We start from the raw sequence: 16,836 nt of genomic DNA, 5'->3' as shown, positions 1-16,836 counted from the left end.
AACTTATATTTAATTTTTCTACTTTCGTCCACCTATGAAAAAACTCCTGATTAGCATTTCCATATTGCTTCATTGCTTGTTTACTCATGCCCAATATAAGAATAGCAGCGAGGTTACCATTCAACTTGGAAAAAATTATAACATAGGTTTTCCGAATTGCGTGTGCTACGAAATTTTTGTCCGCTCATTTTGCGATAGCAATGGTGATGGCATTGGCGATATCAATGGAATCACCTCGCGACTCGATTATCTTAAGGAGCTGGGAATTGGAGCCATATGGATCACACCTTTCAACCCCTCACCTACTTACCACAAATACGATGTAACGGATTATTATGGTATCGATTCGGAGTATGGCACCCTCGATGATATGCGCACCCTTATTGCCGAAGCTCATGCCCGCCAAATTAAAATCATCATGGATTTGGTGGTTAACCATTGCTCGAGCGATCACCCTTGGTTTAAAGAGGCTTGCAAAAGCGAGTCTAATGCCATGCGCAATTATTTTGTTTGGAAAAAAGAAAATGAACTTTCAAAAAAAGATGATGGCTGGCATTATGTATATCGCAACAATAAGCCCGTAAAAGGAGAAAAGTATTATGGATTTTTTTGGGGTGGCATGCCCGATTTAAATTTTGATCATCCATCGGTTCGCAAAGATATTATCGAAATAGGAAAATACTGGTTGCGCGATATGGGTGTAGATGGTTTTAGACTGGATGCAGCTAAATGGATTTTTCCTCCCGGCAGAGAAAATGAAAACTATACCTGGTGGCAGGAATTTACTTCTGCCATGCGCGCTGTAAAGCCCGATGCATTTTTTCTTGGAGAGATAACTGACAATGCAACTGCTACCGCTCCGTATTTGCAGAATGCACTTACCTCCGTTTTTAATTTCGATTTGGGTTTTAAAATAATTCCCACCATGCAGGAAATGAACGATTCGGGAATTGTTGCCGTGGTAAATAATGCCAGAACATTTTATGCTAAACAGGCTCCCGGTTTTATTGATGCAACCTTTCTTACTAACCACGATCAAAATCGCATCGGCAGTGACCTGCAAGGCAATATGACCAAGATGAAACTGGCAGCTTCAATATTGCTGACACTACCCGGCACACCATTTATTTATTATGGTGAAGAGATAGGCATGCTTGGAAAAAAGCCGGACGAAAATATTCGTGAACCATTTTTATGGGATGCAAAAGATAAAGATGATGGACAATGTCAATGGTTGAAATCAATATACACAGTTTATGGAAAAGTTACTCCCTTAAAAGAACAACAAGATGATCAGCAGTCGCTGTATAATCACTATAAGCGACTGATAGATGTGCGCAATCACTTTAACTCGCTTCGCCTTGGAGAAGCGGAAGCAAGCCCGCTTTCAGATTTGAAGCACATGATCTATGTCATGAAATTTAAAAATGAGCAAATGATAGTAGTGCATAATCTGAATGATAAAGTTTTTGAAATAGACCCGATGATGATTGCCAAAGGCAATCACGAGGTTATATTTGCCAGTGGCGAAGGTGCATCTTTTGCAGGCAAGATAATGTCGATACCAGCAGGTAGCAGTATGATGGTTTTAGTAAAATAAATTTAAAGTAACGGTAACTATATATGAAGTTTTTTAAAACAAACATTTTTTATCTCTTGTTATTTACAGCAGCATTATTTGCTGGCTGTAACAATGGAGCACAAAAGAAAAAAGTAATTGGTCTGAGCATGGATACGTACACCGAAGAGCGGTGGGCCAAGGATGCTGCCATGTTTAAGAAAGAGGCAGAGCGTCTGGGCCTGGATGTAGAGATACAAGCATGTAATGGTGACGAAAATCTCCAGAACAAACACATCGAAAATTTTGTAACCAAACAAGTAGATGCCATTGTTATTGTTCCACATAACAGTAAGACATGCGCCACTGCCATAAAGCAGGCTAAAGAAGCAGGGATACCCGTAATTGCTTACGACCGATTAATTAACGATGCCGACCTTGATCTTTACATTTCGTTCGACAATCAAAAAGTGGGCGAAATGCAAGCGCAGTATATCCTCAATATTGCACCCGAAGGAAACTACATTCTTGCCGAAGGCTCCTCTACGGATAACAATGCACTACTCTATCATCAGGGCCACTTGAATGTATTGAAGCAGGCAATTGATGCAGGGAAAATAAAAATTATAATGGATCAATATTGTAAAGACTGGCTGCCTGCCGAGGCACTCAAGCAAACACAAAATGCACTAACATTATGCAACAATAATGTAGCAGCTATAGTTGCTGCCAACGATGGTCTTGCAAGTGGTTGCATACAGGCATTGAGCGAACAGCAATTGCAAGGCAAGGTGCCGGTGAGTGGTCAGGATGCTGAAGTGAGTGCAATACAACGCATAATAGATGGCACACAAACGATGACCGTTTACAAACCCATTAAACTTCTTGCAACGCAAGCTGCACAGGCCACAGCCATGCTCATTAATAAACAACCCCTGCAGGGTGTTAATGCTAAACTGAACAATAATTTTAAGGAGGTGCCAAGCATTCTACTGGCGCCCATTGCCGTTGATAAAGCAAACTACATGAGTACGGTTGTTGCTGACGAATTTATTGATAAAGGAAAATTAAAAATCCAATAATAAGGTCAGGATGTTGCAAATGCAAAATATATCAAAGCAATTCGGTCAGGTATATGCTTTGCAGGATGTAACCCTTACCGTAAACGATGCAACTATACACGCCATTTGCGGAGAAAATGGTGCAGGCAAATCAACCTTAATGAAAATCTTGAGCGGGGTATATGCGCATCATATGTTTGAAGGCACCATCCTTCTCGATCAGGTTGAAATGCAATTCGAAAACATCCGCCAAAGCGAACATGCAGGCATATCCATTATTGCACAAGAACTTGCCCTGGTACCCGAAATGAGCATTGCCGAAAATATTTTTCTGGGACACATGCCACTTAAAAGTGGCATGATTGATTATGCTACCATGCACAACGAAACTGCCAGGCTGCTCCACATGCTTGGGCTTGAACTTAGTGCCGATACCAAAATTACCGAATTAGGAATTGGGCATCAGCAATTGGTAGAAATTGCCAAAGCACTTTCGAAAAAATCAAAACTGCTGATACTTGATGAACCTACTGCAGCACTTACCGAAACAGAATCAAAAAAGTTGTTACAACTGCTTATCAATTTAAAGCAACAAGGCATAACGCTAATTCTTATTTCACATAAGCTGGAAGAAGTATTTGCCATTGCCGATAACATTACCGTTTTGCGTGATGGAAAAACCATAGCCACAAAAAAAACAACAGATATTACTACCGATGAAATAATTTCGTTGATGGTTGGGCGCGTGCTCACCAAGCTTTATCACAAACCTGAAATTGAAACCGGAGAAGTTCTTTTGGAAATAAAAAATTTATCAACACAACTGGCCGAAAAATCTGTACACAAAAATATAAGCCTGAATGTAAAGCAAGGCGAAGTAGTTGGTATAGCTGGCCTTATAGGTAGTGGCCGTACTGAGTTATTGCAACTGTTGTTTGGCGCACGCACATTTAAAACAGAAGGGCAAATCTTTTTTTCCAATACAGAATACCACGTCCGTAAGCCGCAGAATGCTATTGACAAGGGTGTAGTACTTATAACTGAAGACCGAAAAAAATACGGGCTAGTAACCGACCAAAGCATTTTGTTTAATAACACCTTGTCGTTTCTTAAATATTTTTTACGTGCAAACACCATTTCGCCAGAAAAAGAAATAAGCTATACCAATCAATGCATAACAGCCTATAACATAAAAGCCAACAATGTACAGCAGTCAATTGCATCGCTCAGTGGTGGCAATCAGCAAAAGGTGGCCATTAGCAAATGGCTCTATCATACGCCACAACTTTTACTTGCCGATGAACCAACACGCGGAGTAGATGTGGGTGCAAAAGCAGAGATCTATTCCATCTTATATAAAATGGCAAAACAAAAAACAGCAACCTTGGTAGTATCGTCTGATTTACCTGAACTAATGGGCATTTGCGACCGTATCTATGTTATGTGCAAGGGTAGTATAACAGCAATGTTTCATCGTAAAGATTTTAATTCTGAAAAAATAATGGTTGCAGCCGTGCAATAAAAAGAGGTATGATAAAACAATTATTTCAATCACGATTGGCATTTGTAATTATTGCACTTATCATTATTGCCATTGGCTTTAATCTTGTTACGGATGGGCTTTTTCTATCGCCACGAAATTTCACAAATCTGATGCGGCAAACTTCGGTAGTGGGGTTGCTCGCATGTGGAATGGTGTTGGTAATTGTTGCTGGCGAAATTGATTTATCGGTCGGATCTGCGGTAGCCCTTTGTGGTGGATTTGCAGCCATAAGCAATTGTTTATTTCAGCTTTCACCAATTGCCGCTGTGGTAGCAGCCATGCTTGGCGGCCTTGCCATTGGTGCTATTAATGGCTGCCTGGTAGCATATACGCGCATTCCTGCATTTATTGTTACACTAGGTGGATTGCTTATTTATCGTGGCTTAATAAAAGGTGTCACCAAAGGTGAAACGATAGGACCGATAGCTGATTCGATACAACAATTCGGCATTGGTTTTTTGCCTTCTTATGTAGCATGGATAGTTCTTGTATTATTCTCTTCGCTTTCTTTATTTGGAATTTACCAGGCTATGAAAGCAAAAAAGAATGTAATTCCTGCTGTGCTTGGCTTGCTGACAACACTTGCATTTGCTGCCATGCTCTTTAGTTACAAAGGTATACCGGCACAGGTATTGCTCCTTGCAGTGGTGGCATTGCTAGTTCATTTAGTATCAACAAAATTCCCATTTGGCAGACATGTGTATGCTATAGGTGGCAACCGCGAAGCTGCCTTTTATTCAGGAATAAATATTCGTGAGCATGTGCTCTATATTTACTTATTGCTTGGTGGCATGATTGGTTTAGCATCCATTGTTTATACAGCGCAACTTGGCAGCGCCACACCGGGTGCTGCACGCAACCTCGAACTTGATGCAATTGCCGCTTGTGTGATTGGCGGTTGCAGCCTAATGGGTGGCCGAGGAACGATTGCTGGTGCGCTATGTGGTGCGCTTATGATGGCATCGCTCGACAATGGCATGAGTCTGCTTAATGTGCAGGATTTTTTGCAGGATATAATAAAAGGTTTAATTCTGGTAGGTGCTGTAGCACTTGATATGGCTCCAATGGCAGCAAAAGCACGAAGATGATTTTATCAGGCCGGTTTGTGGTTTAGAAATTTCGATTTTTCTTTTATCTATTTTTCAAATTAATATCATCCTCAAATAATGAACCTGTCCCTTACTCTAATTGCTCCTAATTGTGCCTTGATTTTTTTTATCGGTTTCATTTGTATAAACCTTGCGCCCTGCTTTGGCTTATTGTTTTTTCCTTTAGCTTTTGCATTAACTCATCGCCTTGCTTAGGCTTATTATTTTTTCATTTCACTTTCTATTAAAATGTCGCCCCGCTTGGGCTTAATCAGCTTTATAAAAATCTCAGAGCTCCGTAGAAGCGATATCTTAATAGAAGCAAACGTGCCTCTTTTGTTTAGCTCCGTAGGAGCGACACCATTTTCCTCAAATATGCATTCCGTGTAAGAATTAATTTGATTTATAATATTTGATGCGCCCTAAATTCCTGGCGATTACAAAGGGCTTGTTACTAATAGTATGTTGTTGAAAATCCTACCAAGACATTAATCAGTATGCGCTCATTATTCCTCACCAATTTTTCTATTCAATTATTAAGGCTAATCAAAAACTAAAATTGACAAACAAATTTAGATACTGTTTATTTTAAAAATGACATTAATGAATCCCCTTGGCAGCAAGATACCTTTCGGCATCTAATGCAGCCATGCAGCCACTTCCTGCGGCAGTCACCGCCTGACGATAGGTTTTATCCTGCACATCTCCCGCGGCAAAAATTCCGTCTTTACTAGTTTTTGTAGTACCGGGCACGGTGTGTAAGTATCCTGTTTCGTCCATGTCTAATTGCTCTTTAAAAATATCTGTATTAGGCTGATGACCTATGGCTACAAAAAAACCGGTTACTTCAAGCACGCGCTGCTCCTTGGTTTGGGTGTTTATTAGCAGCGCTCCGGTTACGGTTTTATCACCAAGTATCTCTTCGGTTTGGTGGTTATACAACACTTCAATGTTTGCCGTATTTTGTACGCGATGCTGCATTGCCTTGCTAGCCCTCATTTCACTTTTACGCACAATCATATATACTTTGCGGCATAACTTAGCAAGGTAAGTTGCTTCTTCGGCAGCAGTGTCTCCTGCACCAACAATGGCTACATCCTGCCCCTTAAAGAAAAATCCATCGCACACGGCACAAGCCGAAACACCAAAGCCATTAAGGCGTTGCTCGCTCTCAATGCCAAGCCATTTGGCCGAAGCACCTGTACATATAATCACACTTTCGGCTTCTATTTCATGCTTTTCGTCAACCACCACTTTATAAGGCGGCATGCCTGCACTAAAGTCAACACTGCTAACATAGCCCCAACGTATATCGGTACCGAAGCGTTGTGCTTGCTTGCGAAAATCTTCCATCATCTCAGGTCCTTGCGTTCCATCAGGGTAGCCGGGATAGTTTTCTACTTCGGTGGTAATGGTTAGTTGGCCTCCGGGTTGCAAGCCAGCAATCATCACAGGTTTCATATCGGCACGGGCGGCATAGATGGCGGCAGTGTAGCCCGCAGGGCCACTTCCTATTATTAAACACTTTACTTTTTCCAACTTGATTTTCTTTTTTTGTGGTGGCGAATTTAACTATTCGTCTGTAATGCGAAATGTGTTAAGTAAAATTTCGCTATTCTTGTTGCAAGTTTAAAATCTACTGATGGTGGTTAAGTCCTTTATTGCGGAAGTTTACGAGCATGTTATTGCTAATTATTCAGAGGGCTATCATAAGCTGCAACTGATATTCCCCTCACGTAGGGCGTGCAAGGCATTTTCCGACTATTTTAAAAAAAATATTGGCAAGCCTACCCTGCTTCCATCTGTAATTTCTATCGATGAGTTTTTTAGAACTCATAGTCAACTGATAATTGCCGATACTTGGGTTTTGGTTTGTGAACTGTTCCACATTTATAAAAAATATTACGAAACAGACTTTGACACCTTTTACCCTTGGGGTAAAATTCTGATTAGTGATTTTGAAGAAATCGATAATCATCTGGCTGATGGCAATAAGTTATTCAGCACACTCGAAGATATTTCGCGCATCGAAAGTCAATTTGAATGGGCCTTTGAAGAAAAGACATCGATCCAACAATTTTGGCAATCGCTGCTTGGCGATGATTATCAGAATTCGGACATGCGAAAAACTTTGTTGCCAACTGGCAACATCTCCGGAGTGTGTATGCCGAATTCAGCGAATGGATGATTGCCAACAACCTGGCATATAGCGGATTTGTGAAACGAAATTTACTTGCCGATATAAAATTAAAAGGTCTTAATGCGCCTTATACCATGCATTTGTTTTGCGGATTTTATGCCCTTAGCAAAAGTGAAGAAGCAATTATTTCGACCTTAATAAAAAATCAAGTTGCCGATGTTATTTGGGATATAGATAATTTTATTACCGACCACAAATATAATCCTGCTGGCGAATATTTAAAACATAACAAACTGATTACATCAAAGTCACTTTTTAGAAATGACTACTTTGCTACACAGCACAAGACCATATCTTGCAATGGTTTTCCATCTAACTTTAGTCAGGTTCAATATGCAGGCAGCTTAATAGAAAATGCGGCAACTGATAACAAGGCACTGACGGTGGTGCTCCCTGACGAAACCATGTTGATACCGCTCTTGCACAGTATCGATATCCAAAAACAGATTTCAATATCACCATGGGCTTGCCGTTGCGCAACTCGCTAGCCGAACACTTGGTGCTTTCGTTTATGCAGTTGATCGAAAAATTTAAATTCGATAAATCTCAAAACCTGCTTCTTTCAAAAATTTATTTCCAAGATTTTATTTCTACTCCATTGCTTGCTTTCACACATCTTCAAAACAATAATACTTCGGATGTTATAATCGGAGGCAATTACCTTTACCTGTCATCCGTGGCAAGTAATTACAATAAAGGCATGGTGGATGTGATTGTGAATACCGCCCAATCGACTTCTATTAGCGCAAGTATACTGCAACTGATAGAGTATGTTTTAAATCATAATCTGCAAATTGATTTTGTAAATCGCGCCTTACTACAGCAGTTGGTATTGCTTATTAATCGAACCATGAAAAGCCTGGCGCACGTGCAATCGTCCATTGTTATAAAAGATATTTTGCGAACTGTAAAAGTTCCCTTTGACAGCGATAAGAATGCCTCCATTCAGCTTATGGGTTTTTTGGAAACGCGTTGCCTTGATTTTGATGAACTCATCTTGTTAAATTTAAACGAAGGTGTGTTGCCATCTGATTCCACTTTGAAAACCTACATTCCTTACACCTTACGCAAGGCATTTAAATTACCTCTCGAAGAAAATAATGAAAGCATATCTGCATACCATTTTTACCGTTTGTTGCAACGTGCTAAAAAAGTAGATTTAACTTTTAACACCGAAGTTAACTCGCTAGGGGCAGGCGAACCTTCACGCTACATCAGGCAACTGGAATATGACATTCTACAACAGTGTCCTTCTATTTCCTATTCCAAAAAAGTTATGGCTGCACCGGTTCCTGATATGGAACAAATTCAATTAGCGGTTACTAAAACAAACGACTTGATTGAAAAACTGCGCGACATGTACTGCACGCATCAGGTTAAATTTTCGCCCACGGCACTTAATATGTATATCGAATGTAAGCTAAAATTTTACTATCGCTACATTTTAAAAATTAAAGAACCTCAAAGAGAAGAGACCGAATTAAGCCCTATGCAAATAGGCAACATCATTCATCTGGTAATGGAAAATGCCTATAAAGACAAAGTAATACTTAACAGCAACTTACTTAGTCAGGTAGAAGAGCAATTGGACACGCTCTTATATGCTGCCTATGTTAAAGAATATGAAACGAAAACAATTCAAAATAATAATATCGTTACTTATGATGTATTACAAAATATCATTCAATCCATTATTGCTGTAGATAAAGCACGATTGCCAATAACGCTGGTAGCTTTGGAAAAAGAGTTTGAAGAAGAATTTAAAATCAATGAAAAAGACACGGTACTAATTAAAGGAATTATTGACCGGGTAGAAAAAGCTGAAGATCATTTTCTGATTGTAGATTATAAAACCGGCAAGGTGGAACTAACTGATACTCTCGAAAAAATCTTTACTGACAGTAAATACAAAGTCGCCTTTCAATTATTGCTGTATGCTGCCGCGCTTAAAGAACCTGCAGTTAAAGTTGCAGCATTTCCGCTTAAAAAAGTGAAAGAAGGGCTTGACTATTTATTCGATGGCAATATGATTACCGAATCGATGATGATTGAATTTAAGGACAGGCTGGCTCGACTTCTAAACGAAATAATAAACGAACCGGTAGACCTAAAACCCACCACTAGCCTAGGTAGCTGCAGCTATTGTGACTTTAAGTTGCTTTGCAGGCGATGATCTGTCAAATAAAAGTTTGCTGAATTAGAATATTTGCTAAGTTTGTGAATCTAATTCAACATCATGATTCAATCTAACTTAATACGAGCTATTCTATTCGTTTTGATGATAGGAAATGCCCAGGCACAAATAGTAATTAATGAGTGGTCGGCATCAAACGTTAATACAATCAATGATAATTTTAACCAAAAAGAAGACTGGATAGAATTATACAATACCTCGTCAAACCCAATAGACTTACAGGGATATTTTCTTACAGACAAACCATCTAATAAAACTAAATGGGAATTTCCAAGTGTGACTATTCCTGCCAACGGCTATCAACTAGTTTTTTGTTCGAAACAAAATACGGTAGTGGGCACGTTTGTACATACTAGTTTTAAGCTAACACAAACAGACTATGAAACCATTGTACTTTACACACCCAGTTTGTTGGTTATGGATTCTGTCACCATGATTCCTGCTCTCAAAGATCACAGTCGCGGTCGCACTACTGACTCAGCGCCAACATGGTCATTATTTGCTACACCTACCCCGGGCGCTGCCAATGCCAATGCGCTAACAGGATATGTTCCTGTACCTAATTTTGATACGCCTATTGGATTTCACAATGCTGCAATAAGTGTTGCCATTACATGTTCCGATTCAAACGCAGAAATAAGATACACCACCAATGGCGATGAGCCAACACAAGCTTCTACCCTATACACCGCGCCCGTAGCCATAAGCGCCACTGCAGTTTTGCGTGCCAGGGCATTTAGCACCGACCCTGCTTTCCATCCCAGCTTTATTGAAAGCGGAACTTTTTTTATCAATGTAAATCATGCTTTACCTGTGGTATCAGTATTTGGCGAAGGATTGAACGATTTGTTTGGTGGCACACAATTTTCTCCAACTACAGGAATCGAAATTTACGATGAAACATATACACTCATGGGTACATCATATGGTGAAGCCGATGAGCATGGTAATGATAGTTGGGCATATGATCAACGCGGTATCGATTTTATAGGCCGCGATCAATTTGGTTATTCGAGCGGAGTTAAAGCGCAGGTATTCAAACAGAAAGATAGAGAACATTACCAACGCTTGATTTTGAAGCCTGCAGCCAATGACAACTACCCATTCGAAGGGGTGCACATATACGCGATGCTTATTGCCATGAGCTATCGCAGCGTGGCAAACTAGAGCTTGATGAACGCACTACTCAGTCATGTGTGTTGTATCGCAACGGAGAATATTGGGGCGTGTATGAACTTCGCGAAAAAGTAGACGATCTAGATTTTACAAGCTATTATTATGATCAGGATGAACCAAACGTAGAGTTTTTACAAACATGGGGTTCTACCTGGGCACCTTATGGCGTAAACGCTCAAAATAACTGGAATACGTTTTTAGCCTGGGTCAATGCCAATAACCTGAATGTACCGGCTAACTATAATTACATCGATAGTGTATATAACATAGAAAGTTTGACAGATTACTTTATTCTGAATTCTTTTACAGTATGCCAGGATTGGCTTAACTGGAATACTGCATGGTGGCGCGGTCTTGACCCTGCGGGTAAAAAGAAAAAATGGCGCTATACCTTATGGGATATGGATGCCACCTTTGGCCACTATATAAATTATACCGGTGTTCCCAACACCGGACCAAGCGCTGATCCTTGTGACCCCAATACACTAAACGATCCGGGAGGACAAGGACATGTTCCGATTCTGAATAAGCTGATGCAAACAGATACATTTAAAGTGTACTACATCAATCGGTATGTTGATTTGGTAAATACCGTTTTTAATTGTAACAACATGCATCAGGTTCTGGACAGTATGATTGCTGCTATTGACCCTGAAATGGATGCACAATGCACCAAGTGGGGTGGAACCAAATCGGGTTGGCAAGCAAGTGTGAATACCTTAAGCAACTTTATTGACGACCGTTGTGTGCAGCTTATCAATGGCTTTATTAATTGTTATGATCTTAAAGGACCTTACGAAGTACAAATTAATGCTATTCCGAAAGCGGGAGGTGTAGTAAAATTTAATTCACTTTTTATTGATGATTATGTTTGGACAGGAAAATATTTTGGCAACATAAAGCAATACCTTGCTCCTATCCCCAATCCGGGTTACCATTTTACGCATTGGTCTATTGAAGGCGATACGCTTTTTCCATCAAACAACGATAGCCTTGTGTTTCTAAATATTGATACCAATATTAAAGTGATTGCACACTTTGAATTTGAGGATACCACCACTACAAAAAATGAAATTTTTGTACCTACTGCTTTTTCTCCCAATGGGGATGGAGAGAATGATGTATTCAAGGTATATGGTGATAGTATAGAAACAGTAACCATGGAAGTGTACAATCGCTGGGGCGAAAAAGTTTTTTCAAGCAATAATAAAAACGAAGGTTGGAGAGGCACCTATAAAGATCAATTGTTGAATTCAGATGTATTCACCTTCAGGGTTGAAGTTGTCATGGAAAATAAAAAACGAATTTCAAAAAAAGGATCAATCACTTTGATGCGTTAACAGTTATATGAAAAAATACACACAACATATACTATCAGGGTTATTGCCGTTTCTTTTTGCAGCAACACTGAGTGCTCAGGATATACACTTTACTCAATTTCACGAAGCACCTCTTACATTAAATCCGGCCTTAGCAGGAAATTTTCTGAATAAATACAGGTTTTGCTTAAACTATAAAAATCAATGGCCCACTGCCGGCAAGGGATACAATACCGTAAATGCATCGTTTGATATGCCTATGTTTCGTGACCCTAATGCCGGAAGCAAAAAAGTAAGCTATATGGGCGCTGGTATTAATCTATATAAAGACATGGCTGGAGAAGCCAACTTTGGTGCCTTTCATGGTTCGTTCAATGTTTCGGGGGTTGTACCAATAGCTGTGCATCATCAGTTATCGCTTGGGCTGGCAGCAGGAGTATCGCAGCGCAATGCGAATATAAACAATCTGCAATGGGGTTCTCAATTTCAAAATGGTGCTTATGATCCATCTATAAGTGGTGAGCCTGATAGACTTAGCACTGCTGCCTATCCTGATTATTCGCTTGGTTTCAATTATGAATTTAATACTGATGAGGAATCCTTTCAAGGTTTTAGTTCTAAAAAATTCAATGTTGGTTATGCCATCATTCATTATAATAAACCGAAAATTGGTGTAGGTAATTTTATTTCGGATGTAGTGTATCGAAAAAAAGTGTTGCACTTTAATGGTTCGTTTGATATAGGAGGTGGGCTTCGAGCTTTGCAACCAAGCATTGCGTATATCAGGCAAGGCCCTTCTAAAGAATTAATTATTGGATTTCTTGTTCGGAACCGCAAGGAAACCGAAGGTAAATTTACCAACTTGGTTGTGCCTGCTTCAATCAGCTATGGAGTTTACTTTAGGTTGGGCGATGCAATTGCACCAACTATTATTTATTCAAAAGGCAATTGGCAATTAGGCTTAAGCTACGACATCAACTATTCATCCAACATAGTTACTACGCGCTCAGTTGGAGGCCCCGAACTTTGCTTAAAAATTATGCCGCCAAGCAGGGTTCGCTTTATGCGAAAATATTCCTAATAAAAAAACCGGATACTTCAATTGAAGCACCGGTTAATCAAAATTGATGAGCAACTTTTTTTAATGTGCAACTACTAATCGTTGCATCGTTTGTGTTTCGCCAATAGTAAGTTTTACCATATACACACCATTCTTCACTTCAGTCAAGTCCAGGGTATTGGCATTTTCATTTGCTTCAAAATTTTGCGACACTATAACTTTACCTTGCAAATCAACTATCGAAAAATTCACTTGTTGGCCATCAAAACCATCGCTGAGTTCGAATTGAATTTTTTCGTTGGCCGGATTTGGATAAACTGCCAAACCTTCGAATAATGAATTATCGCTGCTTAAACGTTGTACTGCTGTGGTAAATGGAATCCATGGTGTCCATGGGCTTGTATTATTAGCTCCACAAAGTGCTCTAGCTTTCACTTTATAACTGGTACTAGCCGTCAACACATTACCAATGGTGATGGTAGTGTTTACCGTATTACGAATTAATAAAAATGGTACCGGATTATTTTGTCCATTTTCTACACGCACTCTATACGAAGTTGCACCTAGTACCGGACCCCATGTAAACTTAGCACCTTTGGCTGTAATGTTTGAAACAGTTAAGTTAGCAGGTGCAGTATTGCAGGCATTGCCGCCACCGCCACCAGCAACAAAAAAGAATACGTTTGACCAGTTACTGTTTTGGCCACCACAATTTGTTCTTACCTTAAACTTATAATTTGCACCATTGTTAAGTCCTTGTGGCATTATGCTGTTGGTAATACTTTGCAAGGTAATGGTTATCACTTGCGGATTGCCCTGTGCGTTTTGAATTTCGACTGTGTACGAGGATGCCCCTGGAACAGCATTCCATGCTAAGGTGGTGGCTCCATTAATTGAAGTTGCGCTTAATCCTGTAGGGATACCACAATTCTGTGCGTTTACATTAATTGCAAACAATGTCACAATAAGCGACATCATTAATTTGGTTAAATTTTTCATCATTAATTAAATTTTTAAATGTTAGACTGAATTACTAATCGATCGATCGCGAGACAATAGTATAACATATTTTATTACTCAAAAAAATATTCTACCTCAAACAGGAATCTTTCTGTTTGAAATGGATTTTATAAATCACGAGGCTTTAGAATGGATATAAAAATATAAAAAACAAACACAGACAGAACGCAGGCAACGTCTGCGTCAAGTTATCTACCAAGATTTGAAATGCCCGTTAATAGGCAATCTCAGCCACTGCGTGAAACAGAATATTCGATTACTGAACGAGAATAAAAGACAGTTAAAGGTTGCGTGCCGAGATGGTAACATCACTACTTCTACCTTTATCATCAATGCAGGTAATTTTAATATTACCGGTATGAGGCTTAAAAAATACTCGTTCGTCCGGTGCAGCAGCCTTGTATAACATATCATCAATATACCAATATACACGGGCTACATCACTTGCGGCTTGCGACTGCAGCAACAACTGCGAGCTGTCGCTTGCAGCTAATACATAATCAGCTTTGGCACTTGGCGATATTATCTGAGGCGAAGCATCGGTAGAAATATGAGTACAGAGTGGATTATGCGCAGGTAGTTTTGCAAAGGCAATTCCCTGCTGCTGATAAAATGATGTAAGCGCCAGACTGATGTTAGGACACCGTATAGTGTTATAGTTACCATCAGCAGGTTTACAGCCGCTGCAATACGAATACTTCATGTCGGGTGAAACAGCTACATCGCGATTGTGCATGCACCTCTCATAATTGCTAACCATGGGTATATACCAATCAACCGTTTTGTCAGAACAATCATCACCCGGCACTTTGCCGGTAGTGCTGCACACGCTTCGCAAAGCAAGCGCCCCCTTATCTTGCATCCAACTCTCCTTGTTGGCATCTTCTACGGCATTAAATAAAGAAATTAACAAAGGCGTGGACATATCGGCACCGGTAAGTTCTGGCACACCTTGTCCCGAAAAATTCCCTAACCACACACCTATGGTGTAACGGTGATTGTATCCTATGCACCAGGCATCGCGCCTCCCATAAGAGGTGCCGGTTTTCCAAGCAACAGGCTGACTGCGCTTTGTGTTGGAAAAATTATTGGGCATATCGGGTCGGTTAAGTTGCGTTAAGATGGAGGTGAGCATAAAAGCAGACTCCTTCGAAACTAATTGTACTTTGGAAGTATCGCAATGTTGCTGTAGATAATTCAGCGGTCTTAATTGTCCGTTATTTGCAAAACTGCTATAGAGTCTGCTAAGCTCTTCAAGTGTGGCACCACAACCACCTAATATAACGCTCAAGCCCAGTTGCTTTTCGTTGCGTGCTACGCTTTCAAAACCTGCTTGTTTTAGTCTCGAAACAAAGTGATTGATGCTTACATCATTTAGTGTTTTAACTGCAGGAATATTTAAAGAATTAATAAGAGCAAACTCGGTGGTTACCGAACCATTATGTTTCTGGTCAAAATTTTCAGGCACATATCCTGCTACATTTATTGGCACATCCTCAATTTGCATTTGGGGAGTAAGCAGCCCTTTGTCGAACGCGCAAGCATATAGCAAAGGCTTTAAGGTGCTCCCGGGGCTTCGCACAGCTCTTACTCCGTCAACCTGCCCTGCATTGGCTGCATCAGCATAATCAGGCGAGCCAATATATGCCAGCACATTTCCGTTCGTATTATCTAAAATTAAAACGGCAGCATTATTTACATTTATGCCACGCATACGCTGAGCATAAGTACTTGTTATACCTTGAGCAATTTCCTGCATTTTATAATCCAGTGTAGTAGCGATAATTGGTTCATTGCTCATACCTTTTATTCTATTACAAAAATGTGGAACATACTTTGGCAATGAGTGCCTCTTAAGTTGAAGAGGCTCGCCAATGGCATCAACTATTATAGTTCGATCAAAAACTTTTTCAGAATGAAAACGCAACAACCATTTGTTGCGCTGCTCCATTAGCTGCTGATAGTTATCGGGCTTGACCAACGAAGTTGGCTTATTTGGAATGATAGTAAGCACTACAATTTCTGCAAGGCTAAGCTGTTGGGGAGGCTTTTGAAAATAAATCATAGCAGCTGATTTTATCCCTTCAATATTTCCTCCATAAGGAATCAGGTTTATGTATGCCTGAAAAATTTCATCCTTACTGTAATGCATCTCCAACTGAATGGCATTCCAAATTTCTACCACTTTATTTGAATACGTTCTCTTCTTTGGATTACTCATACGCGCTACCTGCATGGTAATGGTAGAAGCTCCTGATGTTCGTTTAGCATAAAACAAATTATTGAACAAGGCCCTACCGGCTGCTATCGGATTAAATCCCGTGTGATAATAAAACCACTTATCTTCCTTTTGCAAAAATGTTTTTCGCAACAGCGGATTAACTTCGCTCAACTCCGTTTTTAATCGCCACTTATCATCGCTGCTTAAGTATGCATGCATAATTTTTCCATTACAATCCTTTACAATGGTTGAATAAGCAATTGTTAATCTGAAAGGAAATATCATGTCGAGCACCAATAAAATTACCACCACAGCAAGAATGCTACACACCACACGAGCAAGCCATTTTTTATACTTTGCTTTCCAACCAATTACAGTACTCATCGTTATTGTTTT

At 39.9% G+C, this 16,836-nt stretch carries 13 protein-coding genes; 10 read left to right on the top strand and 3 right to left on the bottom strand.

The window, feature by feature from the left end; translation table 11 throughout:
- The first annotated feature begins 34 nt into the window (after positions 1–34).
- Genes IPO27_15805 through IPO27_15790 form a run of 4 tightly spaced genes read left to right on the top strand, consistent with a single transcriptional unit; the run spans position 35 to position 5,250 of the window.
- A complete protein-coding gene (locus tag IPO27_15805; protein ID MBK8847907.1) occupies positions 35–1,600 on the top strand; it encodes an alpha-amylase in 1,566 nt (521 codons plus the stop codon).
- Positions 1,601–1,623: 23 nt separating this feature from the next.
- Positions 1,624–2,640 (top strand): substrate-binding domain-containing protein, encoded by a 1,017-nt coding sequence (locus IPO27_15800; protein ID MBK8847906.1) that lies wholly within the window; start codon positions 1,624–1,626, stop codon positions 2,638–2,640.
- 10 nt (positions 2,641–2,650) lie between these two features.
- Positions 2,651–4,141, top strand: a complete 1,491-nt coding sequence (locus IPO27_15795) for a sugar ABC transporter ATP-binding protein (GenBank protein MBK8847905.1) — start codon at positions 2,651–2,653, stop codon at positions 4,139–4,141.
- Between the two features lie 8 nt (positions 4,142–4,149).
- Positions 4,150–5,250, top strand: a complete 1,101-nt coding sequence (locus tag IPO27_15790) for a sugar ABC transporter permease (protein MBK8847904.1) — start codon at positions 4,150–4,152, stop codon at positions 5,248–5,250.
- Positions 5,251–5,850: 600 nt separating this feature from the next.
- On the opposite strand, the gene trxB is transcribed toward IPO27_15790, so the two are convergent.
- Entirely contained in the window at positions 5,851–6,795 is a 945-nt protein-coding gene (trxB, locus tag IPO27_15785; protein ID MBK8847903.1) for a thioredoxin-disulfide reductase, read from the bottom strand.
- 97 nt (positions 6,796–6,892) lie between these two features.
- On the opposite strand from trxB, the gene IPO27_15780 reads away from it, so the two are divergent.
- The 6 genes from IPO27_15780 to IPO27_15755 all read left to right on the top strand — a co-directional run bounded on the left by IPO27_15780 (position 6,893) and on the right by IPO27_15755 (position 13,220).
- Positions 6,893–7,438 (top strand): hypothetical protein, encoded by a 546-nt coding sequence (locus IPO27_15780; protein MBK8847902.1) that lies wholly within the window; start codon positions 6,893–6,895, stop codon positions 7,436–7,438.
- Positions 7,411–7,938 (top strand): hypothetical protein, encoded by a 528-nt coding sequence (locus IPO27_15775; protein ID MBK8847901.1) that lies wholly within the window; start codon positions 7,411–7,413, stop codon positions 7,936–7,938. The genes IPO27_15780 and IPO27_15775 overlap by 28 nt, the downstream gene beginning before the upstream one ends.
- Positions 7,911–9,623, top strand: a complete 1,713-nt coding sequence (locus IPO27_15770; protein MBK8847900.1) for a PD-(D/E)XK nuclease family protein — start codon at positions 7,911–7,913, stop codon at positions 9,621–9,623. Before IPO27_15775 ends, IPO27_15770 begins: the two co-directional genes overlap by 28 nt.
- A 63-nt stretch (positions 9,624–9,686) precedes the next feature.
- Positions 9,687–10,811, top strand: a complete 1,125-nt coding sequence (locus tag IPO27_15765; GenBank protein ID MBK8847899.1) for a lamin tail domain-containing protein — start codon at positions 9,687–9,689, stop codon at positions 10,809–10,811.
- 29 nt (positions 10,812–10,840) lie between these two features.
- The gene (locus IPO27_15760; protein MBK8847898.1) at positions 10,841–12,160 is read left to right on the top strand and encodes a CotH kinase family protein; all 1,320 of its coding nucleotides are present in this window, start codon (positions 10,841–10,843) and stop codon (positions 12,158–12,160) included.
- A 7-nt stretch (positions 12,161–12,167) separates the two neighbouring features.
- Positions 12,168–13,220, top strand: a complete 1,053-nt coding sequence (locus tag IPO27_15755; protein ID MBK8847897.1) for a PorP/SprF family type IX secretion system membrane protein — start codon at positions 12,168–12,170, stop codon at positions 13,218–13,220.
- A gap of 60 nt (positions 13,221–13,280) precedes the next feature.
- Here IPO27_15755 and IPO27_15750 read toward each other — a convergent pair whose 3' ends face one another.
- The gene (locus tag IPO27_15750; protein ID MBK8847896.1) at positions 13,281–14,201 is read right to left on the bottom strand and encodes a T9SS type A sorting domain-containing protein; all 921 of its coding nucleotides are present in this window, start codon (positions 14,199–14,201) and stop codon (positions 13,281–13,283) included.
- Positions 14,202–14,499: 298 nt separating this feature from the next.
- Positions 14,500–16,824: a penicillin-binding protein 1C gene (gene pbpC, locus IPO27_15745; protein MBK8847895.1), complete on the bottom strand. Its 2,325-nt coding sequence runs from the start codon at positions 16,822–16,824 to the stop codon at positions 14,500–14,502.
- Positions 16,825–16,836: the final 12 nt, after the last annotated feature.

The organism is Bacteroidota bacterium (assembly GCA_016714535.1).
Classification (GTDB): domain Bacteria; phylum Bacteroidota; class Bacteroidia; order AKYH767-A; family OLB10; genus JADKFV01.
Note: the sequence above shows the minus strand (reverse complement) of the source record. Positions and strands in the feature narration are given on the sequence as shown.

Coding starts and splice junctions, on each gene's coding strand:
- IPO27_15790 (MBK8847904.1), top strand. CDS start 4,150: ATGATAAAACAATTATTTCAATCACGATTGGCATTTGTAATTATTGCA.
- IPO27_15770 (MBK8847900.1), top strand. CDS start 7,911: ATGGGCTTGCCGTTGCGCAACTCGCTAGCCGAACACTTGGTGCTTTCG.
- IPO27_15755 (MBK8847897.1), top strand. CDS start 12,168: ATGAAAAAATACACACAACATATACTATCAGGGTTATTGCCGTTTCTT.
- IPO27_15795 (MBK8847905.1), top strand. CDS start 2,651: ATGTTGCAAATGCAAAATATATCAAAGCAATTCGGTCAGGTATATGCT.
- IPO27_15800 (MBK8847906.1), top strand. CDS start 1,624: ATGAAGTTTTTTAAAACAAACATTTTTTATCTCTTGTTATTTACAGCA.
- IPO27_15780 (MBK8847902.1), top strand. CDS start 6,893: ATGGTGGTTAAGTCCTTTATTGCGGAAGTTTACGAGCATGTTATTGCT.
- IPO27_15765 (MBK8847899.1), top strand. CDS start 9,687: ATGATTCAATCTAACTTAATACGAGCTATTCTATTCGTTTTGATGATA.
- IPO27_15750 (MBK8847896.1), bottom strand. CDS start 14,201: ATGATGAAAAATTTAACCAAATTAATGATGTCGCTTATTGTGACATTG.
- IPO27_15805 (MBK8847907.1), top strand. CDS start 35: ATGAAAAAACTCCTGATTAGCATTTCCATATTGCTTCATTGCTTGTTT.
- pbpC (MBK8847895.1), bottom strand. CDS start 16,824: ATGAGTACTGTAATTGGTTGGAAAGCAAAGTATAAAAAATGGCTTGCT.